This is a genomic window from Sphingobacterium sp. UBA6317 (genome assembly GCF_002440385.1).
GTDB classification, from domain to species: Bacteria; Bacteroidota; Bacteroidia; order Sphingobacteriales; family Sphingobacteriaceae; genus Sphingobacterium; species Sphingobacterium multivorum.
In genome coordinates, this window is record NZ_DJTD01000065.1 from 1 (window position 1) to 20,747 (window position 20,747).

21 protein-coding genes and 3 tRNA genes are annotated in these 20,747 nt (G+C 39.7%); 13 read left to right on the forward strand and 11 right to left on the reverse strand.

Annotated features, from left to right (window positions below; translation table 11 throughout):
• Positions 1-30 precede the first annotated feature (30 nt).
• The 5 genes from obgE to B3E92_RS20905 all read right to left on the reverse strand — a co-directional run bounded on the left by obgE (position 31) and on the right by B3E92_RS20905 (position 2,130).
• Positions 31-1,029, reverse strand: coding sequence for a GTPase ObgE (obgE, locus tag B3E92_RS20885; protein ID WP_204991046.1), 999 nt, complete (start codon positions 1,027-1,029; stop codon positions 31-33).
• A 36-nt stretch (positions 1,030-1,065) separates the two neighbouring features.
• Complete coding sequence (locus B3E92_RS20890; RefSeq protein ID WP_046675448.1) at positions 1,066-1,635, reverse strand: adenylate kinase; 570 nt, start codon at positions 1,633-1,635, stop codon at positions 1,066-1,068.
• 74 nt (positions 1,636-1,709) lie between these two features.
• Positions 1,710-1,783, reverse strand: a tRNA-Arg gene (locus B3E92_RS20895).
• 172 nt (positions 1,784-1,955) lie between these two features.
• Positions 1,956-2,029, reverse strand: a tRNA-Arg gene (locus B3E92_RS20900).
• A gap of 27 nt (positions 2,030-2,056) precedes the next feature.
• Positions 2,057-2,130 (reverse strand) — tRNA-Arg (locus B3E92_RS20905).
• Positions 2,131-2,317: 187 nt separating this feature from the next.
• Here B3E92_RS20905 and B3E92_RS20910 point away from each other — a divergent pair.
• Positions 2,318-3,151, forward strand: coding sequence for an alpha/beta fold hydrolase (locus B3E92_RS20910; RefSeq protein WP_070567813.1), 834 nt, complete (start codon positions 2,318-2,320; stop codon positions 3,149-3,151).
• A 105-nt stretch (positions 3,152-3,256) separates the two neighbouring features.
• Here the strand turns inward: B3E92_RS20910 and B3E92_RS20915 are convergent, their stop codons facing one another.
• Entirely contained in the window at positions 3,257-3,592 is a 336-nt protein-coding gene (locus B3E92_RS20915) for a DUF3276 family protein (protein WP_070567815.1), read from the reverse strand.
• A 267-nt stretch (positions 3,593-3,859) separates the two neighbouring features.
• Here B3E92_RS20915 and B3E92_RS20920 point away from each other — a divergent pair, with 267 nt between their 5' ends.
• The 6 genes from B3E92_RS20920 to B3E92_RS20945 all read left to right on the forward strand — a co-directional run bounded on the left by B3E92_RS20920 (position 3,860) and on the right by B3E92_RS20945 (position 9,269).
• Positions 3,860-4,741, forward strand: coding sequence for a LiaF transmembrane domain-containing protein (locus tag B3E92_RS20920; protein WP_286898123.1), 882 nt, complete (start codon positions 3,860-3,862; stop codon positions 4,739-4,741).
• A gap of 3 nt (positions 4,742-4,744) precedes the next feature.
• The gene (locus tag B3E92_RS20925; RefSeq protein WP_070567817.1) at positions 4,745-5,791 is read left to right on the forward strand and encodes a sensor histidine kinase; all 1,047 of its coding nucleotides are present in this window, start codon (positions 4,745-4,747) and stop codon (positions 5,789-5,791) included.
• A complete protein-coding gene (locus tag B3E92_RS20930) occupies positions 5,784-6,524 on the forward strand; it encodes a LytR/AlgR family response regulator transcription factor (protein ID WP_070567819.1) in 741 nt (246 codons plus the stop codon). Before B3E92_RS20925 ends, B3E92_RS20930 begins: the two co-directional genes overlap by 8 nt.
• 31 nt (positions 6,525-6,555) lie before the next feature.
• Positions 6,556-7,986: a serine hydrolase domain-containing protein gene (locus B3E92_RS20935; protein ID WP_286768571.1), complete on the forward strand. Its 1,431-nt coding sequence runs from the start codon at positions 6,556-6,558 to the stop codon at positions 7,984-7,986.
• A 153-nt stretch (positions 7,987-8,139) separates the two neighbouring features.
• Complete coding sequence (locus tag B3E92_RS20940) at positions 8,140-9,114, forward strand: 2-hydroxyacid dehydrogenase (RefSeq protein WP_286898124.1); 975 nt, start codon at positions 8,140-8,142, stop codon at positions 9,112-9,114.
• Entirely contained in the window at positions 9,111-9,269 is a 159-nt protein-coding gene (locus B3E92_RS20945) for a hypothetical protein (protein WP_286768570.1), read from the forward strand. Before B3E92_RS20940 ends, B3E92_RS20945 begins: the two co-directional genes overlap by 4 nt.
• Here B3E92_RS20945 and B3E92_RS20950 read toward each other — a convergent pair.
• Complete coding sequence (locus B3E92_RS20950) at positions 9,266-10,123, reverse strand: mechanosensitive ion channel family protein (protein WP_286898125.1); 858 nt, start codon at positions 10,121-10,123, stop codon at positions 9,266-9,268. The two genes, B3E92_RS20945 and B3E92_RS20950, sit on opposite strands and share 4 nt — an antisense overlap.
• Positions 10,124-10,268: 145 nt before the next feature.
• Between B3E92_RS20950 and B3E92_RS20955 the strand changes: the two genes are divergently transcribed.
• The 6 genes from B3E92_RS20955 to B3E92_RS20980 all read left to right on the forward strand — a co-directional run bounded on the left by B3E92_RS20955 (position 10,269) and on the right by B3E92_RS20980 (position 15,966).
• Positions 10,269-11,135, forward strand: coding sequence for a helix-turn-helix domain-containing protein (locus B3E92_RS20955; protein ID WP_286898127.1), 867 nt, complete (start codon positions 10,269-10,271; stop codon positions 11,133-11,135).
• A gap of 2 nt (positions 11,136-11,137) precedes the next feature.
• Positions 11,138-11,563, forward strand: coding sequence for a DUF983 domain-containing protein (locus B3E92_RS20960; protein WP_046675442.1), 426 nt, complete (start codon positions 11,138-11,140; stop codon positions 11,561-11,563).
• 26 nt (positions 11,564-11,589) lie between these two features.
• Positions 11,590-12,768 (forward strand): cysteine desulfurase family protein, encoded by a 1,179-nt coding sequence (locus B3E92_RS20965; protein ID WP_286898129.1) that lies wholly within the window; start codon positions 11,590-11,592, stop codon positions 12,766-12,768.
• Between the two features lie 81 nt (positions 12,769-12,849).
• Positions 12,850-13,176: a HesB/IscA family protein gene (locus B3E92_RS20970; protein WP_046675441.1), complete on the forward strand. Its 327-nt coding sequence runs from the start codon at positions 12,850-12,852 to the stop codon at positions 13,174-13,176.
• 252 nt (positions 13,177-13,428) lie between these two features.
• On the forward strand, positions 13,429-14,475 hold the full coding sequence (gene asnA / locus B3E92_RS20975) for an aspartate--ammonia ligase (protein ID WP_286898130.1): 1,047 nt from the start codon (positions 13,429-13,431) through the stop codon (positions 14,473-14,475).
• 237 nt (positions 14,476-14,712) lie between these two features.
• Positions 14,713-15,966 (forward strand): DEAD/DEAH box helicase, encoded by a 1,254-nt coding sequence (locus tag B3E92_RS20980; RefSeq protein WP_286898131.1) that lies wholly within the window; start codon positions 14,713-14,715, stop codon positions 15,964-15,966.
• 185 nt (positions 15,967-16,151) lie between these two features.
• Here B3E92_RS20980 and B3E92_RS20985 read toward each other — a convergent pair whose 3' ends face one another.
• From B3E92_RS20985 to B3E92_RS21000, 4 genes are all read right to left on the reverse strand, one after another.
• Positions 16,152-16,880: a menaquinone biosynthetic enzyme MqnA/MqnD family protein gene (locus tag B3E92_RS20985; protein WP_070567831.1), complete on the reverse strand. Its 729-nt coding sequence runs from the start codon at positions 16,878-16,880 to the stop codon at positions 16,152-16,154.
• The gene (locus B3E92_RS20990) at positions 16,873-17,499 is read right to left on the reverse strand and encodes a histidine phosphatase family protein (RefSeq protein WP_286753744.1); all 627 of its coding nucleotides are present in this window, start codon (positions 17,497-17,499) and stop codon (positions 16,873-16,875) included. The genes B3E92_RS20985 and B3E92_RS20990 overlap by 8 nt, the downstream gene beginning before the upstream one ends.
• A 13-nt stretch (positions 17,500-17,512) precedes the next feature.
• Complete coding sequence (gene mqnE / locus B3E92_RS20995; RefSeq protein ID WP_070567833.1) at positions 17,513-18,712, reverse strand: aminofutalosine synthase MqnE; 1,200 nt, start codon at positions 18,710-18,712, stop codon at positions 17,513-17,515.
• Between the two features lie 103 nt (positions 18,713-18,815).
• Positions 18,816-20,651 (reverse strand): ABC transporter ATP-binding protein, encoded by a 1,836-nt coding sequence (locus B3E92_RS21000; protein WP_070567835.1) that lies wholly within the window; start codon positions 20,649-20,651, stop codon positions 18,816-18,818.
• Positions 20,652-20,747 lie beyond the last annotated feature (96 nt).

Below are 20,747 nucleotides of genomic sequence, written 5' to 3' on the forward strand. Positions count from 1 at the left end.
GGGGCGCCTTTTCTGTTTATGTATTTAAACTTAAGAGTTGATTGCTTTCCAGATCATATCTTTCAATGGCAATATATTTTTACCGGTCACCGACGAAATGAAAATATAGGGTACATTTTCCGGCAGCTCCAGCTCCATTTCCTTCTCCAGCTCCTCATCGAGCATATCAGACTTGGTAATAGCCAGCAATTTAGGTTTATCTGCCAACTCGGGATTATATGCAGTCAGTTCATTCAATAGAATGGCGTACTCCTCCCGGATTGTCCGATCTGTATCGGCCGGCACCATAAACAACAAAACAGAATTTCGTTCGATATGCCGCAAGAAACGATACCCTAATCCCTTTCCTTCCGAAGCCCCTTCGATAATACCCGGAATATCGGCCATAACAAAAGAACGGTTATCCCGGTAGCTTACCATACCCAAATTAGGCACCAGTGTTGTAAAGGGGTAATTCGCGATTTCTGGTTTCGCAGCAGAGACCACGGACAACAACGTTGATTTACCTGCATTCGGGAATCCAACCAATCCAACATCAGCAAGAACCTTCAATTCGAGAATCATCCACTGCTCTTTCCCCGGAAGACCAGGTTGCGAAAACCGTGGTGTCTGTTGTGTCGGCGACTTAAAATGCCAATTGCCCAGCCCGCCTTTTCCACCCGGAACCAATATTCTGGTTTCACCGTCTTCTGTGATATCGAACAATACCTCTCCCGTCTCCGCATCCTTTGCAATCGTACCCAGTGGCACTTCCAAGATCTCATCACGTCCGGTTGCCCCGGTACGCAAAGAACTACCGCCAGACTCACCGTTTGACGCGATAATATGTTTACGATATTTTAAATGGAGTAACGTCCAGAGATTAGTCGTTCCTTTCAGTATAATATGTCCGCCACGACCGCCGTCACCACCATCGGGTCCACCAGTAGCGGTGTGCTTGTCACGGTGCAAATGAGCCGAACCTGCCCCACCATGTCCAGAACGACAACACACTTTCACATAATCAACAAAATTCGAACCTTGCGCCATTACAATTTATTACAGTCTAGAAAATACTTATCTTAATTAATAATTATCGATGATATCAGTCAAACTTTTAAAGATAGAATCGATATCGCCGATACCATTCACTTTAGAAAGCTTGCCTTGTGCCTCGTAATACGGCAACACATGAATCGTCTTTGTGAAATATTCATCGATACGCTTCACCAATTTATCCGCATCATCATCCGCACGACCAGAAATTTCCTTACGTTTAGCGATGCGTGCTTTCAATTCATCCTCATTCACATCCAGTGCGATTACGACCGAGATTGATGTATTGATACCTTCTAAAAAAGCATCCAATGCTTCAGCTTGAGCAACAGTACGAGGAAATCCATCAAAAATAAATCCTTTTGCATCCGGATTTTTCTTTACTTCCTCTTCCAGCATTGCTATCGTAATCGAATCTGGCACTAAATTTCCCTCAGCAATAATCTGGCTCACTTGTTGACCAAGTGGCGTTTGACCTTTAATGTGTGCTCTAAAAATATCACCAGTTGAAACATGAACCAATTGATATTTTTCAATAAGCTTTGCAGATTGGGTTCCCTTACCTGCACCCGGAGGGCCAAATATTACAAGGTTTAGCATAGTTTTATTTAAGAAATTAAAACGAGTTAAAAAATAAAAGCCTAATCACAGATGATGACTAGGCTTTTCAGTTGTGCGCTCCAAGGGAGTCGAACCCCTAACCTTCTGATCCGTAGTCAGATGCTCTATCCAATTGAGCTAGGAGCGCAATAAACCATTACGTTTAGAACTCTGTCCCATGTGTTTTGGTGACGCAAATATAGTCAGAATTCGTTTTTTTACAAATTTTTTTTCAAAAAGAAGTTCCCTTTACCATCGACAGCTTTGCAACAACGTTAATAAAAACAAAAAAGCCAATCAAATTGACTGGCTTTTCTTTGTGCACTCCAAGGGAGTCGAACCCCTAACCTTCTGATTCGTAGTCAGATGCTCTATCCAATTGAGCTAGGAATGCCTTTTTAAGATACAGAACCTGTATTCGTGCGCACCAAGGGAGTCGAACCCCTAACCTTCTGATTCGTAGTCAGATGCTCTATCCAATTGAGCTAGGAGCGCTAGGCAACCAAAACAAATCTGTTATCCTTTTCCGTTTTGGTGATGCAAATATCGTTATATTTATCGATTTAACAAACATTTTTTCTCTTTTTTAAACTTTATACAACAACATTTCTTTTATCTCGTTGATAATATTATATTTAAAATATCAACTTTTTTTTTCAGACACGGACAAATGTTAGCATTCATGAGCAAAAGAGAATTAAAACTCAGTAAAATTCGCATCGGAGATATCAGTATCTCCTATTATATTCGCCCCAGCAAATTATACCCCGCTCCAAAAACAGTCATTTTCATCCATGGTTTTCCCTTCAACAAAAACACGTGGAAACAGCAGCTCCTGCAACTCGACGAAGATTATACAGGCATCGCCATTGATGTTCGCGGACATGGACTAAGCACCAATGGACATGGTTTTTTCTCCGTCGATGTTTTTGCCAAAGATCTAGTGGAATTTATTCGTAAACTCGACCTCAATCATGTCGTCCTTTGTGGAATTTCTATGGGCGGCTACATTGCACTCAGGACCTATGAACTGATCGGCCAACAACTCAAAGGACTTATCCTCTGTGACACGAATTCCCTTTCCGACGACAACAAAAGCAAACAAAAGCGTTTTGATTCCATTCAGGCGCTATTAAAATATGGCAGAAGACCGTTTGCCATTGGCTTTATCGCGAATGTATTTCACGATAAAACAATCCGTGAAAACCCCGAAGCTGTTGAACTCATCAAAAGCTGTATTCGCAGAAATGAAGTCGCCAGCATTTGTGCGACACAACTTGCTCTTGCTTCACGAACAGATACAACCCATTCGTTGAAGACCATTATTATCCCAACACTGATTATAAAAGGGAAACACGACAAGATGATGAGCGAAGAACAAACAAATATCCTTATCGAAAATATACCCGACGTCCGCTATATGGAGTTTGAAGAATCCGGGCACTTGCCGAATCTCGAGGAACCCGAAAAATTCAATGCCGTGCTAAATGATTTCCTGCGAAATATACCATTGTAACCATCACTTTGGTCGCCAAGTGCAACATCGGATATAGACAACAACAAAAAAAGCCACGTCAGTGGCTTTTATTTCTTTCTTTCATTCAGATTTCGCTCTACAATACTAGAACGAAAAATCATCTTTTGACCGAACACCCGCTTCTTCAGCGTATGCATCATCAAAGTTAGGCTCATAACGTTTCTCGATTACTTCCTGATTAGACTTGATGTAATTAACTACATCTGTCAAACCCTCAGCGAACTTTTCAAAATCTTCTTTATATAAGAAAATCTTATGCTTAATAAACTGGCCATCCTCAAAGCGTTTCTTGCTTTCTGTGATAGTAATGTAGTAATCGTTCGATCGAGTTGCTTTTACATCAAAAAAATAAGTACGCTTACCTGCTCTCACCTTTTTTGAAAAAACTTCTTCACGTTCTTTGTTTTCAAAATCTCCCATTGGTTGTTATTTAAGTTTAAAGTAATCTTAATCTTTGATAAATATATAATAATTCATTTTAATACACCAAATAATATTAAAAAAAAAGACAATTACGCATAAAAATGGCAGTTCCCCTTCCTAACATAGGCTAGATAAAAATTAAACAACAAGATTTTTTACCGACGAAATCATTACATTTACCGAAAATATAAGTTGTATTACCTAAAGCAAATATGTAGAATATATTTGTGCCTCTATCTTTGAGTCATAAATAGTAAAAACATTATGGAAAAAGAACCCATCATACCAAACAGCAATAATAGCCGCAATATTGTAGGAGCGATTGTGATCATCGTAGGTATATTCTTATTATTGAATAACCTCAATTTAGGAAGCTGGTTTCCGGATTGGTTATTTGGCTGGCAAACGATATTAATCATTATTGGATTGGTCATTGGCATAAATTCCCAATTCCAGAAAAAATCGGCAATTATCCTATTGATCATAGGCGGAGCGAGCCTTATTTCAAGAATGATGCGTACAGACTTTGGTTCTGTAACGGTCCCTATCATCATCATTTCGCTCGGGATCTACTTTATCATGAGCAAAAGGAAACCGCCGATGGTTCCCCCAACTTACCCTAATCCGCCACAAGGCTCTTACGACTGGGATAAGCGAGTCAGTGTACCTGTAGAGGGCGCAACTGAGAGCAACATTACGGATCAGGAATCAAGACCATTTAATGAACAATACGGTTTAAGCCAACAAGCCTCGCCTAATCAGCAGGCTTTTGGCGACAAAGAGAAAGGTTCCTTTCACCAGTCATTTGAGGACAACCTCAATCTGAACAGCATCTTTGCGGGCCAAAAGAAAGTCATTTATTCCAAAAACTTTAGAGGGGGCAATTTGACCAATGTATTTGGAAGCGTAGAGCTAGATTTAACAAAAGCAGATATTCAGCAGCCAATTGTGATCGATACTTTCCAATTGTTTGGCAGCGCACGTATAATTATCCCCCCACATTGGACAGTATTTAGTAACGTCGCCTCGGTCTTAGGCTCTGTCGATGACCGTCGGTTCCAAACGATTTATAACCCCGATACAGATAAAAAAATCTATATAACAGGCACCTGTATTTTAGGTAATTTAACCATAAAAAATGCTTAATAGATGAAAAGCAAGCTGTTCCTCAGTGTTAAAAGTCGACTAATTGGCATTATCTGTGTATCCGTATTTATCGGATATCTTGCATTACAATACCTATTGATGCTTCGTTCTGGATTTGATCAGCAACTTGCATTCAAGGATTCATTTATAAACAGTATGGTGATGATGTTTTGCTGCTATGGCATGTCATCAGCACTCAATTTCTACACCCCACAACCCCGGGAGATTTGGAAAGTACTCATCATCGGTTTAATCATGGGCGCAATAAGCATCGCATTAAGCCGATTCTTGATGAGTTACTTTATCCAATCGACCTTTACCCCATTGCTGGACTTAACATTACCTTATCGGGGCATCGTTAACTTCCTCATTTTGACTTCTGTTGCCATTATCAACATTGTCTGGAATATTCAGGAAGACAATATCAACAATATCAAACGGAAGCAGGAATCCGAAAATTTACTTCGGGAAGCCGAACTGTATAATCTAAGACAACAGTTACAGCCTCATTTCCTCTTCAATAGCCTCAACTCCATTATAGCACTTATTGGCGCCAATCCGGATGAAGCCCGAAACATGACGTTCCAGCTATCGGACTTTTTAAGAGGAACACTAAGAAAAGAAAATAATCAAATTATCACACTTGAAGAAGAACTCGATCACCTTCAACTTTATCTCGATATTGAAAAAGTACGCTTCGGTCATCGACTCAATACATCCATCTCTTCTTCAGAAGAAATTTTTAACAATAGATTGCCTGCCATGATTATTCAGCCACTGGTGGAAAATGCGATTAAACACGGGTTATATAATGTAACGGATCAAGTAGAAATTAAAATAAAATGCCATTCGAATGATGGCCAACTGCTGATCCAGATTACCAACCCATTCGATACCGAAGAACAGTCAAAACCAAAAAAAGGCACTGGATTTGGACTATCGAGTATTCAACGCAGATTATATCTCCTTTATGGAAGAAATGATCTACTGGAAACTCAAATTCAGGACAACATATTTATTAGCACCCTAAAAATACCTCAATATGATTAAAGTCGTAATTATCGATGATGAACCCCTTGCACGCTCCATTATTGCGGGTTACCTAAAAAATGAAGCCGATATATCCATTGTGGCGGAATGTGGTGATGGCTTTGAAGCTGTTAAGGCTATCCATACGCACGAACCGGATTTAATTTTTCTGGACGTACAAATGCCCAAATTGACCGGATTTGAAATGCTTGAACTCGTTGACGACCCTCCGGCGGTCATCTTTACGACCGCTTTTGACGAATACGCCTTGAAAGCTTTCGAAAAGAACGCCTTGGATTACCTATTAAAACCAGTATCACCAACACGTTTCAAAAAAGCTTTAGAAAAATTCAGAGCAAGCTACTCCGCACCTGAGAAAAAAGTTCAACCCAACTACGAAGTGCTTACAGCGCAGGACGAAACAAAAATCGACCGTATTGTTGTCAAAACAGGCACCCAGATCAAGATTATTCCGATTGATACCGTCAAATACCTGGAGTCTTATGACGACTATGTTAAAATTCATACCAAAGATGGCATGTACCTGAAAAATAAAACAATGGCATTTTTTGAAAAATCTTTGGATCCGAATCAATTTGTCCGTATACACCGATCTTTTATCATTAAAGTGGATCAGTTGGCCAAATTGGAACCTTATGAAAAGGATTCGTATATTGCTGCACTGACATCAGGCGAAAAGCTCAATATCAGTAAATCAGGCTATGCCCGATTAAAACAATTGATTGGAATTTAAACATTCCGTAGATTTGTGCCCATCAATCGTTATGAAACATTTTATTACAATAGTATTGCTGGGCATCACATCTTACTCCTTTGCCCAAACGAATCCTGCAGAACAGATCAATAAAGGAGTTTACAATAAGCTGGAATTTTTTATCAATTCCCAGATGACAGACTCCGCCTATAATTTGGCCAGTGACACCTTCAAACAACAATTTAGCTTAGCCAAATTCACGCAAGTACTACAGGAACTCTATCCCTTAGGAAGGGTAAAAAGCTCAACCATAAAAGAGTTTGAAAAAGGGCTTGCAACCTATCAGATGGACTTCGACAGCAAATCGTATGAGGTTCTTTTTGCAACGGACACAACCTTAAAATTCAATACATTAAAATTCACTCCTCTGGCAATCAAGCCTCAAGTGGAAAAAACTATTGTGGTACCTGCCACACAGAAATCAGTCGATAATGACGACCTTTTTGTCGATTCTGTTGCAAATGCTTATTTGAAACAACAAAATACGCAATCACTTGCAATTGGCATTCTAAAGAATGGACAAACAAAAAGCTATTTCTATGGTGAGACTGCCAAAGGCAACCAAACAGCGCCTACAAAAACGTCTACCTATGAAATTGGTTCGTTAAGTAAAGTTTTTACCGCTATACTTTTGTCAAATCTTGTCGAAGAAGGAACGATAACCTTAGATCAGCCTATTGCGCTATTTCTTCCTGATACACTCAAGAAAAATGAAGAACTTTCAAAAATAACGTTTCAAATGTTGGCCAATCATACCTCTGGCTTACCAAGACTTCCTGACAATCTCGACAAAGTCAAAGGATTTAACGAAAACGATCCTTACAAAACATACGATAAAAAAGCACTTTATAGTTTCCTCGCAAGCTTTAAAAATAACAAGAAACCAGGTGAAGAGTATGAGTACAGCAACCTTGGTTACGCCGTATTAGGAGACATTATATGCAGTATCTATAAAAAAAGCTATGATCAGCTCGTAAAAGACATCATCTGCAAGCCACTCGAAATGAGTAATACCTTTCAGGTATTGGATCCTAAAAGAAAAGATACCTTTAAAGTATACAACAAAGATGGTCAAGAAGTAATTCCCTGGTCGTTTGACGCTTTTGGTCCCGCTGGCGGATTAAAATCGACTCTTGAGGATCTGCTTAAATTTGCGAATGCGCAATTCAAGATGCCGCAGACCCCATTGGAAAACGCCATGGCAAACACCAGATTGTTTACTTTTTTTCTGCCTCCAGACACCGACCTGGGACTCGCATGGCATATGAACCTGATTGACGACCTAACGGTCTATTGGCACAATGGCGGAACTGCCGGAAGCAGCTCCTATCTAGCCTTATCGCCCGATAAAAAAAGTGGCGTTATCATCTTGTCCAATTCTGCCATCTCTGCCGATGATAAGGGTAAAGCTATTTTAGATTACATACTCCGTAAAAAATAAAGTTCAAAAAATAGAGAATAATGAGCCATATTGAAACAACAATATGGTTTTTTTTGTTGTTATAGCGATGAGTGATCATTAATTTTGACTAGAAGAAAACACAAATTGGTTTACCAAAATCAATCACAAGAAAGCTAAAGAACAGCTATTTGCATGAAGATATTTATCACTAAAAAAATACCACAAAAAGGTATAGATTTATTAAAATCTGCCGGTCACGATCTAACGATACACGATTCAGCTGATCCCCTATCCGAAAGGCAGCTTATCGAAGCGAGCCAACAGGCTGATTACGTGCTGAATGGTGGGATGCAAAAGTTTGATGCTAATTTTTTCCAAAACTGCCCAAACCTTAAAGCCCTATCCCTCATGAGTGTCGGCTATGACAATGTGGATATCGCTGCCGCAACACAGCATGGAATACCTGTAAGCAATACGCCAGGCATACTTTCGGGAGCAACAGCTGATGTCGCATTCCTTTTAATGTTATCGGTATCGCGGAAGGCATTTTTCAACCACAAGAGAATTTTGCAGGGCGAATGGAAAGGTTTTGATCCAACGGCAAACCTAGGCATCGAGCTCAACAACAAAACACTGGGTATTTATGGACTGGGACGAATTGGCTTTGAATTCGCGAGAAAAGCCAAAGCAGCGTATAACATGGATATTATCTATTACAATCGGAGCCGTAATGAGGAAGCAGATCAAATTCTTGGCGCACGATATGTGAATTTCGACGATCTGCTCACGCGGAGCGATGTCCTTTCAATCCATGCGGCGTTGACAGCGGAGACTAAAAACCGGTTTGACAAAATGACATTTGCGCGCATGAAAAACTCTGCTATATTGATTAATACCGCCAGAGGCGGATTGGTCAATGAAATAGATCTAACAGAAGCTCTAGAGACTGGTCAACTTTGGGGAGCTGGACTTGACGTGACAAATCCTGAACCGATGGATCCGAAAAATCCGCTGTTAAATATGGAAAATGTTTGTGTATTACCACACATCGGGTCTGCTACAGAAGAAACGCGGGATAATATGGCAATGATGGCCGCCAGTAACTTACTGGCAGCAATTAAAGGCGAAAAAATGCCGCAGATTATCAATAAAGAGGTATATCAATGAAACGAAGATTTTTTCAGCTTTTAAACAGCTTAAATAAAGCCATCTTACCAAAATATGGTAAGATGGATCCCTTGAAATTAAAAAAGTACCAGCAGGCTATCATTGCCTACCGGTACTTTGTCCTTTTACACGCCTTGGGAACAGATCAGGACTAAGCTTTTACAGTCCCTAGGTCGCTTGAATTCGAAACAATGCTAATCTGTGTCGGATTGGAAGATAAACTAATATCGTTCCTTTCCAGCTCCAACATAATCTTTTCCTGCATTGAGTTTCGAGCAGCGACATAATGCTCTCTTTTCGTCCACGCACGAACGGTTAAAACCATGGCACTGTCTCCCAATTCTTTGATAAAAACAGTTGGCTCTGGAGTTGTCAACACATTTTCATTCGAACGGAGAACTCTTAATATAATATCTTTCGCTTCTTTCACATTTTTATCATAAGAGATACTGATGGTATATTCAAACATGCGTTGCACAATTTTCGTATAGTTTTTAATAACCGAATTGGCCAAAGGGCCATTTGGGCTAAAAACACGTACACCATCATCGCCTATTAAAGTGGAATACAAGATATCAATCCTCTCTACAGTACCTGCGGTACCATTTGCACTCGAGATGGAATCCCCTACCTCAAATGGTCTAAACATCAAAATCAGCACTCCGCCGGCAAAATTACTCAGACTTCCCTGCAGCGCCATACCAACGGCCAACCCAAAGGCGGATAAAGCAGCAATAAAAGAAGTTGTCTGTATTCCAATCTGACTTGCGACGGTGAGGAGCAACATCACCCACATGACGATCTTTACAATACTGGAGATAAATGCCCGAATAGAGGGATCTACATTCTTCTTTTCGAAACGTTTATGTAATAAGCGATCTACAAAATTGATCACATATTTCCCAAGAATCAATAGGATAATTCCCCCTATAATCCCCGGAATTGACTCAATGACAATATCGGTCAAACGACCAAATCTACTCCCCAAACTATTTAAATTACTTTCCATGTTATAAAATATATTTTAAACCTCTACGCACAAGGATTGTTCCAACATATCAGATACCCTATCAAAATATAAAAATCATTGAAAAACACCATAAAAGACCAAATAAACACCACTATTAAAAGAATATTTAGCGTAATTTTGCTATATGAATAGAAAAAATACCATTCCGATTATTGATAGTTGTAGCATTGATCTCAATAACAAAACAACGATTCATATTGATGATCTAAAAGAATATATCATCAAGCATCAGGATATGGTATTTCCTCACAAACATAATTTTTTCCATTTTGTGCTATTCACCAAGGGCTCAGGAGAACACATTATTGATTTCAATCATTACAACATTGAACCTTATCAAATCTATTTTATGGTACCAGGTCAAGTTCATACCTGGAACTTTACAGGTGACGAAGAAGGCTATGTTGTCAATTTTTCCATTGACTATTTTCAGTCTTTTCTCTTAAGAACCGATTACCTGGAACGCTTCAGCTTCTTACAGGGTAAAATTGAGCAGCTTATTTTTGTTATTGCGGAACAATTTCGCAAGCAGGCTATTCACATTCTTGAACAAATTGCTTCCGCAAAAGCGGCAGGTCAAACGGAAGACTATATCCGTACACTTCTGCTCCAATTTATATTGTATATCTCAATTTCTACAGAAAAAGATCATCAAGAGCACAGTACGCCATATAATCACAAAATATTCAATAGTTTTCAGCAATTGGTTGATCAGCAATTCAGATCTACCAAATTGCCCAGTGTGTACGCAGATCAGTTATTTATTACACCCAATCATCTGAATGCGATCTGCAAATCCTACATCGGACAATCAGCAGGTGAAATTATACGAAACCGGATTGTACTCGAAGCGAAGCGACTATTGGTCAATCGAAACTTAAATATCAATGAGATTGCAGATGAGCTGCAATTCAATGACAACTCATACTTTACTAAATTTTTCAAAAAATCCGCTGGGCTCACACCAGAAGAGTTCAGAAAACAACTATAACTATGGAAGAGGTTAAATACGAATTATCTGAATTTAAAGCTGCATGGCAAGCGAAATGTCCAAGATGCCGGATCGGCCATGTATACCAAGGTCCTGCCTATGGTCTTAAAGTACAAAAAATGAATAGCCATTGCGAATACTGTGGACTTCGTTACGAGCGTGAACCAGGTTATTTTTATGGTGCCATGTATGTTACCTATGCTTTCTCCATCGCCGAAATGGTTACGGCTTGTATGGCAACCTATATCCTGACAGGCAATGACTCTTCTTTTATACTCTATGCAACCGTTGCTATCATGAGCGTTGTTTTAATGTCGCCATTCAACTACCGTTATTCCCGTATCATACTGATGTATTGGTTGACCCCGGGCTTAAGATATGATCCAAATGTCAAAAAAAAGGAAGTTGATGTGAAGGCTTCAGCATAACCTTCATTATCCTTATCTTTATCCTGATGAAGGATATCATTTATTTGGACAACAACGCAACAACGCGAATTTTGGATGAAGTATGGAATACCATGACCCCCTACTTCATCCAAAACTATGCGAATGCATCTAGTGTTTATCACCAAATGGGGCGTGAAGCCAATGCCGCCGTCCAACTGGCTAGAGCGCAAATAGCTGAAGTGCTGAATTGTTCACCAAAAGAACTATTTTTCAATTCAGGTGCAACAGAAAGTATTAATACCGTAATCTGCGGCATATTTGACAAATATCAATCCAAAGGAAATCATATTATCACCGTTTCAACAGAACACAAAGCTGTCCTAAGTTGCTGTGAACAATTGACGAAAAAAGGAGCGCAGATCAGCTATCTACCCGTCGATGCACAAGGAATGATCAATATCGACGACTTGAAAAATGCAATGAGTTCCCAGACCATACTCGTATGCATCATGGCTGCCAATAACGAGACAGGGGTATGTACATCACTAGCACAAATCGCTACTATTTGTACAGAGAAAGACATCTTATTTTTCTGTGACGCAACGCAGGCTGTTGGAAAAATCAACATTGATCTACAAAAAGTCCCGATTGACCTTTTATGCCTGAGTGCGCATAAACTTCATGGCCCGAAGGGAATCGGTGCCTTATACATCCGTCGCAAATCGAAGCCGATTCAGATTGCTCCGCTGCTTGTAGGTGGTGGTCAGGAAAGCGGATTTAGAGGCGGCACGTACAACGTTCCAGCTATCGTCGGCTTTGGAAAAGCCCTGTCTCTGATTAATCCAGCATATTATGATACGGTCGAACGAAACCGCGATCTATTGGAAGAACTTTTAAGTGATATTCCTGAAATCATCATTCATGGAAAAAATGTACCCCGCCTACCCAACACCAGTTACATTAGTTTTAAACACATCCTAGCCAGCGAAATAATGACTGCCTGTCCTGCTTTGGCCCTTTCCTCGGGCTCAGCCTGTGTAACCGGGTCCAGAGAACCGTCCCATGTATTAATAGCTATGAATGTTTCCAAAGAAGATGCATTATCGGCCATTCGCTTTAGCTTAAGCGTATTTACGACTCAAGAGGATATTATACAATGCGCTCAATTGGTCACAGATGCGGTTCGCAAAATCCGCGATCAATCCCCCATCTGGCAACTTTTCAAAGCTGGCCTGATCGATTAATTTATGACATTCTAAAAACTTTATAACAGGCGAAATATAACAAGATTGTATGTATCTTTGTGCTATACAAAGGATATTACTATGATTACAGTTACTGACAAAGCAAAAACTCGTATCGAGGAAATCATGAAGGATGAGCAATATGACAGCAATTACTTTGTGCGTGTTGCTGTGGAAAGTGGCGGTTGTTCGGGCTTGAGTTATAAGCTGAACTTCGATAACGAAGAAAAAAAAGGTGATCAATTTTTCGAAGATAAAGGCGTGAAAGTCTGTTTGGATATAAAATCGTTTTTATACCTAGCAGGTACAGAACTGGATTATTCCGATGGTTTGAACGGAAAAGGTTTTGAATTCCATAACCCGAATGCCAGCAGGACCTGTGCATGCGGCGAAAGTTTCTCCGTTTAATCAATCACGTCGATCCACCATAAATAAAAGAGCCCTGAAATATTCAGGGCTCTTTTAGTAAGTAACCAAACACTTTTAGTTGCACCAACAAATTATTAGTTTTATAATTAAATATTGACCTACCTTCATTTTGTTAGAATTTTTTTATTTTTTCAACTTTTTAATGGATAAATATTAAAAATCACAACCAAACAGATTAACCAGTGATATTTTCATACTTTTGTAGGAAATAACTGAATAAAAAATAAAACCATGCGTATCAATCCGCACATGGTATTTCATTTAACTCATATGGAGGGAAGAAAACTTTTAAATACCGAAGTTGCTATCAGCTTCGTTAAAGATACATTTGTCCAACAACTAAAGAAAGCATTAAATTTAATTCCGATCTCATCGCCATTGGTGGTTTTAGACGGCACAGGATTAAATGATGACTTAAATGGAATTGAGCGCCCGGTATCATTTCCGATTAAATCATTGAATGAAAAAAGGGCTGTCGTCGTACATTCATTGGCAAAATGGAAAAGAGTCCGTTTAAAAGAACTTGAAATGTTACCCGGGGAAGGCATCGTGACAGACATGAAAGCACTGCGTCCTGATGAAGATTACACCCCTATTCATTCGATATATGTAGACCAATGGGATTGGGAAAAAGTAATCGATAAAGATCAACGTACTTTGGCCTTACTGAAAGATACCGTATTAAAAATTTACGATGCATTACGCTATACAGAACAACAGGTTGAAAGCAAGTATCCACAGATAAAAGCTATTCTCCCAGAAACCATTACATTTATTGCAGCAGAAGAACTACTGCAAAAATATCCTAATCTAAGTGCAAAAGAACGTGAAAATACCATCACAAAAGAATATGGTGCAGTATTTTTATATGGTATCGGCGGGGCACTCAGCAATGGTGTTGCACACGATGGGCGCGCAGCAGACTACGACGATTGGAGTACTGCAAATGAGGCTGGACACAAAGGATTGAATGGAGATATTCTCGTATGGAACCCCATCTTAAATTCAGCCTTTGAGCTTTCTTCCATGGGGATTCGCGTCGATAAAACCGCTTTGGCACATCAAATGGAAATCAGAAATTGCACTGAAAAATCCAAACTGACTTTCCATAGCATGCTTCTCAATGATCAATTACCGGAATCTATGGGCGGTGGAATCGGACAATCCCGTGTCTGTATGTTTATGCTCAAAAAACAACATATTGGAGAAGTTCAAGTCAGTATCTGGGAAGAGGACAAAAAAGAAACATTAAGACAAGAAGGTATTGATATCCTATAAAACAATACTTATGGAAAATTAATAACTCGGCAATTATACCGCGTGTTTCAGTATACCGATAAAAATCAAGGCAAGGTAATCATCTTTTATAGACTGATTACCTTGTTTTTTTAATTACAAAATGCCTAAAAAATTTTCATTCGAGTTTGTTCCTTTCAAAATAGCGGTATTTTGTATTTTTGCTGAATGCAGCTAGAAGCTATTTTAAATAAATTAGGTATCTCATCCTTAAATGAGATGCAAGAAAAAGTAGTGGAATCGTACCAAAAAGATCATGATTTCATCTTACTTTCACCCACAGGATCTGGCAAAACCTTGGCCTTTTCATTGCTCATTTTAGAGCAACTGAAGGAAATCGTTCGGGAGGTTCAAGTACTGATCTTAGTGCCGACCCGCGAACTGGCCTTACAGATAGAGCAAGTGCTTCGCAAGGTAGCCACTGGCCACAAAGTCACCTGTGCCTATGGCGGTCATAGTACCCGTATTGAAAAAAATGAATTCAAGGATGCTCCCGGAATTATTATAGGAACTCCAGGACGCATAAAACAACATATCGAAGAAGGAAATTTTGATCCTTCCGGTATTCATACCCTCGTGCTAGACGAATTTGATAAATCGTTGGAACTGGGATTTCAGCAACAAATGGATTTTATTATTCGACATATACCGGCCATCAGATCGCGGATATTGACTTCTGCAACGATGATGGATGCAATTCCGCCTTTTACACAGATAGAGGAGCCTATTCTTGTCGATTTTTTGAATAATTCACAAAATATACCCCGCATTACAATTAAAAAAGTAGTTGCCCCTGTTCAAAAGAAATTGGAGGCACTACTAAAACTTATCTGCAAGATTGGGACGAAAAAAATGATTATCTTCTGTAACCATCGCGATGCCGTCGATCACATCAGCGAACTACTGGATAATCGCAATATTATTCACGACACCTTTCATGGCGGACTTGAACAGCAAGATCGTGAACTGGCGCTTCTCAAATTCCGTAATCATTCCAACAATGTTTTGATCACGACCGATTTGGCTGCAAGAGGGCTGGATATCCCCGAAGTTGATGCCATTATTCATTATCAGCTACCGCATAAAGAAGATGGCTTTATTCATCGCAATGGACGTACTGCGCGTATGCAGGCAAAGGGTGATGTCTATGTCATCATAAAGCCGGAAGAAGCGTATCCCTATATAGCGGAGGAAATACCTGAAGAGGAATTTCCCGAATACTATGATCTTCCTGAAAATTCACCTTTCGCCACACTTTATGTTAGCGCTGGAAGAAAAGACAAAGTCAATAAAATTGACATTGTAGGTTTTCTCCTGCATTTGGAAGGTGTTGAAAAAGACGACATCGGTATAATAGAAGTGAAAGATAAGGTCGCCTATGTCGCCGTTAAAAGAAAGCTTGCTCCTTTTATTATCAACAAGGCAAATGGGCAAAAAATCAAGGGACGCAAAGTAAAAATTGGACGTACTTAAAGGTCCAAAACATTGGTCAATTGAAAATGCAAGTGTAAAACGGTGGCTTCTATTCTTGTATTTTCTTCTTTGGAAATCAATCGCCAGGTAAGCCTTCACAATACCGTGTAAGGCTTACCTGGCGATTCTGATTTAAAATTTTTCAGGGTATGTCATCGTTCCTGTTCAGGCCAAGCGCCCCCAGGTTAATCCAATTCTTTTAAATACCGGAGATACAATTGCACAGCTTCGCGCTTCTTGGCTGTCAAATGGAAATTAAGATGCTCTGTCAGATATTTGGTATAATCAAAGTCCTCAAATTCTGGGAGACCGGCTATCACATCGGTTGCATGTTCAACGCCATACGCTAAAGCTTCATTGAATTCCTCTACAAAAGAGTCGGGAAGTTTTTTGTTACTTACCCATAAGGCAAAAGCGAAAGGTAATCCGGTGAAGTTAAACCATTCTTCCCCCAAATCATAAACATAGGGTACTGCATTCTTCTTACCGAAAGTACGATCCCCAATTAAAACATAGGCATCTGGCTCTATAGATTCATCAGTGACCAATTCTACATCCTTTTTCCAATAATTTTTTATCAATACACGTGCTAAACCATTTGAAGTGCGCGATTGCTTATCTAAACGTAAAGTTTTTACCTCTTCAATAGGTTTATTGGCAAAAATAAAGACAGAATCGACAGCACCTTCCGTGCCGATACAAAAATCGGTATTAATATAGTACTCGGGTAGACTTAATAAGGCAGCTGTCGGTATAATCCCGATATCAGCTTGATCGTCGATTACTTTCTGTGCACAGGCACTTGGATAATCGACGCTCAAGTCGATTTGCTCCATCACTTTCGATTTACGTATTCCATTCAAAAATGGATAAGTATTGGTATACGATACGGCAGAAACTCTAATTTTATTCATTTATCAATGCTTCTAAGTGTGCGGTATTGTAATGGTCTACAATCTCAAATTGACCATTATCATACAGCAATTTATATAAAGCAGTATTTGTATGCGGGAAATCATCCATATAACGGGCATCGACACCAGTCATTAGACAAAGCATAATCCGTAAAGCACGACCGTGCATACAGACTAATATGTTTTTTTCATCTGTCTGAGCGAGCATATGATCCAAGGCGATTTGTTGACGCGCCATTAATTCATGAGGAGACTCTCCGTTTTCGATACTGACATCCAATTCTCCATTGCGCCATGCTGCGACCAATTTTTCAAAACCAGCTAGCAACTCCGGTGTTTGTTCTTTTCCTTCATAAACTCCCCAGCTTATTTCATCCAAACCAACAAGCTGTTCCCAAGGTAAATCCAAATCAATGAACCCCTGTACAGTTTGATGAGTACGCAATAAAGTGGAGGTATATATCTTATCAAAAGGCACCGTATTGTAGCGATCAAAGAAAGCCTGAGCTTGAGCTATGCCCATTTTATTGAGTGGGGAATTAACACCCCGCCCCTGCACAATACCTCTTAAATTTAGATCAGTCTGTCCGTGTCGTATAAAATAAAATGTCTTTTTCAACGTGCGATATGAGTTATGAATTGACAACAGGTAATGCGTAATAGCTTTTCTTTTGATCAACTTGATCAAAAACAACATCATTATAATCGGTTACCACATTGTAGAGGGTATCTCTTTCAATCGGATGGCGTCCAACATTTTTTATCAGCTCGACAACCTCTTGTGTGGTCATCCCCGGTTTTTGCTCTTCTGCTCCTGCCATGCTGTATATTTTTGTCGTATCATCCAGTGTTCCGTCTATATCATCGACCCCAAAAGCCAAGGACAACTGGGCCGTATCTCTCGATATCATTGCCCAATAAGCTTTAATATGATCAAAATTATCCATGTAAATTCGAGCGATCGCGTAATTCCTGAGGTCTTCAATAACGGATACCTCCGGAATATGGGACATTTGATTCTCCTTGTTTCTAAATTTTAGTGGAATAAAGGTCTGAAAACCGCCAGTCTTATCCTGTAGCTGTCTTAAGCGCTCCATATGATCGACACGATGCCAAAACTGCTCTATATGGCCGTACAGCATGGTTGCATTGGTATGCATGCCCAGCTTATGCGCCTGCTCATGAATATCCAGCCATTGTTCGGCTGTGCATTTATCATGTGCAATCTGCTCTCTGACTTCTGGATGAAAGATTTCCGCACCACCGCCCGGCATAGAATCTAATCCGCAGGATTGCAGATACTTCAATCCGTCGTAATGGCTCAATTTTGCTTTCTTGAAAATATAGTAATACTCTACAGGTGTAAGTCCTTTGATATGCAACTCGGGACGATGTGCTTTACATTTGCGAAAAAAATCGGCATAAAATTCGAGGTTCTGCTTAGGAACAACCCCTCCGGTGATATGAACTTCAGTAACAGCCTCCTTGTCGTACTTTTTCACAATATCCATCATGCCGTCGACTTCCATCTCCCAACCTTCAGCCCGTTCTTTTATTAAGCGGGAATACGAACAGAACTTACAGTCATATACACAGACGTTAGTCGGCTCGATGTGAAAATTACGATTGAAAAAAGTATGATCACCATGGCGTTTCTCGCGAATATAGTTAGCAAGCACACCAAGGTAGCCTAACTCACCTTTCTCATACAAAAGTACGCCGTCCTCAAAAGTGATACGCTCCTCTCGCAAAACTTTCTCCGCTATATCTCTCAATTCGACAGCTAAATTCTTATCGTTAATCAAGAAATTCAATTTATCTATTGCGTTCATTAAATGTATCTCCTATCTTAAATCAAATGTACCGAAAAGGCAACAAAAGTTATAATAAAAAATGTGACAACAACTAATTTGACATAGCTCTTAGAAAAGGAGCCTAATCTGTAAATTGTTGCATTTCGATTAATTTACGGTATAATCCTTCTTGCTGTATCAGCTCACTATGGCTACCTGCTTCTACAATCTTTCCGGCTTCAATAACCACAATTTTATCCGCATTCTGAATGGTACTTAAACGATGGGCAATCACAACCGTTGTTCTATTGTCCATTAATTTATATAAGGAGTCCTGCACCAATTTTTCAGATTCGGTATCTAAAGCAGAAGTCGCCTCATCAAGAAGCATGATCGGTGGATTCTTCAAGACAGCTCGTGCAATACAGATCCGCTGACGTTGGCCACCAGATAATTTACCGCCCCTATCACCTATGTTGGTCTGATAACCCTGTTCCGTTTTCACAATAAACTCATGCGCATTAGCAATCCGTGCAGCGGCTTCTACTTCCTCTTGACTGGCAGAAAGATTAGCGAATGCAATATTATTGAAGATTGTATCATTAAACAAAATGGACTCCTGATTGACGACACCGATCATGTCCCGTAAAGAATCCTGGTCTAAATCCCGTAAATCAATACCGTCAAACAAAATTTGCCCCCCAGTGACGTCCATAAAACGCGGAATTAAATCAACTAAAGTTGATTTTCCCCCACCTGAAGGTCCCACCAACGCAATAATCTTCCCTTTTTCTATAGTCAAATCGATGTTCTGTAGAATCTCTTTATCTTTGGTATACGAAAAATTCACCTGATTAAAGACAATATTCTTCTCAAAGCTTTTCACAAGCTTCGCGTCGGCGCGATCTTTCACTTCCGTCCGTTCATCGATAAGTTCCAATACACGCTCACCCGCAGCAAGACCATTATGAATACCGCTGAAAGAATCTGTTAACGCCTTTGCCGGACGCATCACCTGTGAAAAAATAGCGATATAGGCAATAAATGCGGGCGCCGTTAAACTCTTGTCACCTGAAAGCACCAAATGGCCGCCATACAAAAGAATAATAGCCACCATAATTACCCCCAGCAATTCGGACACAGGTGAACTTAACTGTTGTCTTTTAGCCATAGCACGACCGATATTGGCGTAACGTTCGTTCTCATTATGAAACCTGTTCTTAATAAATGAAACGGCATTGAAAGCTTTGATAATTTTTATTCCAGACAATGCTTCGTCCAAATAGGAAATCATATTTCCATACGATTCCTGTGCCGCATGCGCTTGGCTTTTAAGATTCTTAACGATTCTAGAAATAAAAAATGCAGAGACGGGAATGACCAAGAGTGAAAAGAATGTCAATTGCGCAGAGATATTAAAAAGCATCACGATATAAGCGATCAATTGCAAGGGCTCTTTAAAAACCACCTGTAAAGTCCCCGTCACAGAATACTGCACGACCTGTACATCAGACGCAACTTTAGAAACAATATCTCCTTTTCGTTGTCCTGTAAAATAACCGACATGTAAATCCATTACACTGTCAAATACCGCTCTACGCAATTTGAGCAAAGTATGAATACGGAAATTCTCCATAATGCGTTGACAGAAGTAGCGAAACAGATTACTGATAAATACGGAGATCACAATTGCAATACAGACCCTTTGCAATGCGCCATAGGCACCAAACTGCTCATTTGCCATCGATGCATAGTAATTGAACCAAGCTAAAATATCTGTGTACGCTTCAGGTTTCACGACTTCAATAGCTGCTTCACAAGCCTCTTTTCCGGTTTTAAAAAGTGTATGGAGTAAAGGAGCAAGTAATGCCAAATTCAACGTGCTAAAAACAACCGTGATCAGCGTGCAAATTACATAGGGGATTGCAAATTTCTCAATGGGTTTAGCAAACGATAAGAGCCTAAAATATGTTTTCATTTATGTTGAACTAAGACAAGTTACTTTTACATCAAAAGTAATTCGTCGGTCTCTCCTCTAACTTCCAGATTTTTGACGAGGAAATTGAACAAAAAT

What these genes read in the sequence shown, in the direction of transcription:
- B3E92_RS20955 (WP_286898127.1), top strand. Translation starts at nt 10,269, where the DNA reads ATGAATAGAAAAAATACCATTCCGATTATTGATAGTTGTAGCATTGAT.
- B3E92_RS20890 (WP_046675448.1), bottom strand. Translation starts at nt 1,635, where the DNA reads ATGCTAAACCTTGTAATATTTGGCCCTCCGGGTGCAGGTAAGGGAACC.
- B3E92_RS20950 (WP_286898125.1), bottom strand. Translation starts at nt 10,123, where the DNA reads ATGGAAAGTAATTTAAATAGTTTGGGGAGTAGATTTGGTCGTTTGACC.
- B3E92_RS20930 (WP_070567819.1), top strand. Translation starts at nt 5,784, where the DNA reads ATGATTAAAGTCGTAATTATCGATGATGAACCCCTTGCACGCTCCATT.
- B3E92_RS20985 (WP_070567831.1), bottom strand. Translation starts at nt 16,880, where the DNA reads ATGAATAAAATTAGAGTTTCTGCCGTATCGTATACCAATACTTATCCA.
- B3E92_RS20915 (WP_070567815.1), bottom strand. Translation starts at nt 3,592, where the DNA reads ATGGGAGATTTTGAAAACAAAGAACGTGAAGAAGTTTTTTCAAAAAAG.
- obgE (WP_204991046.1), bottom strand. Translation starts at nt 1,029, where the DNA reads ATGGCGCAAGGTTCGAATTTTGTTGATTATGTGAAAGTGTGTTGTCGT.
- B3E92_RS21000 (WP_070567835.1), bottom strand. Translation starts at nt 20,651, where the DNA reads ATGAAAACATATTTTAGGCTCTTATCGTTTGCTAAACCCATTGAGAAA.
- B3E92_RS20940 (WP_286898124.1), top strand. Translation starts at nt 8,140, where the DNA reads ATGAAGATATTTATCACTAAAAAAATACCACAAAAAGGTATAGATTTA.
- B3E92_RS20960 (WP_046675442.1), top strand. Translation starts at nt 11,138, where the DNA reads ATGGAAGAGGTTAAATACGAATTATCTGAATTTAAAGCTGCATGGCAA.
- B3E92_RS20920 (WP_286898123.1), top strand. Translation starts at nt 3,860, where the DNA reads ATGGAAAAAGAACCCATCATACCAAACAGCAATAATAGCCGCAATATT.
- B3E92_RS20980 (WP_286898131.1), top strand. Translation starts at nt 14,713, where the DNA reads ATGCAAGAAAAAGTAGTGGAATCGTACCAAAAAGATCATGATTTCATC.
- mqnE (WP_070567833.1), bottom strand. Translation starts at nt 18,712, where the DNA reads ATGAACGCAATAGATAAATTGAATTTCTTGATTAACGATAAGAATTTA.
- B3E92_RS20935 (WP_286768571.1), top strand. Translation starts at nt 6,556, where the DNA reads ATGAAACATTTTATTACAATAGTATTGCTGGGCATCACATCTTACTCC.
- B3E92_RS20925 (WP_070567817.1), top strand. Translation starts at nt 4,745, where the DNA reads ATGAAAAGCAAGCTGTTCCTCAGTGTTAAAAGTCGACTAATTGGCATT.
- asnA (WP_286898130.1), top strand. Translation starts at nt 13,429, where the DNA reads ATGCGTATCAATCCGCACATGGTATTTCATTTAACTCATATGGAGGGA.
- B3E92_RS20945 (WP_286768570.1), top strand. Translation starts at nt 9,111, where the DNA reads ATGAAACGAAGATTTTTTCAGCTTTTAAACAGCTTAAATAAAGCCATC.
- B3E92_RS20970 (WP_046675441.1), top strand. Translation starts at nt 12,850, where the DNA reads ATGATTACAGTTACTGACAAAGCAAAAACTCGTATCGAGGAAATCATG.
- B3E92_RS20965 (WP_286898129.1), top strand. Translation starts at nt 11,590, where the DNA reads ATGAAGGATATCATTTATTTGGACAACAACGCAACAACGCGAATTTTG.
- B3E92_RS20910 (WP_070567813.1), top strand. Translation starts at nt 2,318, where the DNA reads ATGAGCAAAAGAGAATTAAAACTCAGTAAAATTCGCATCGGAGATATC.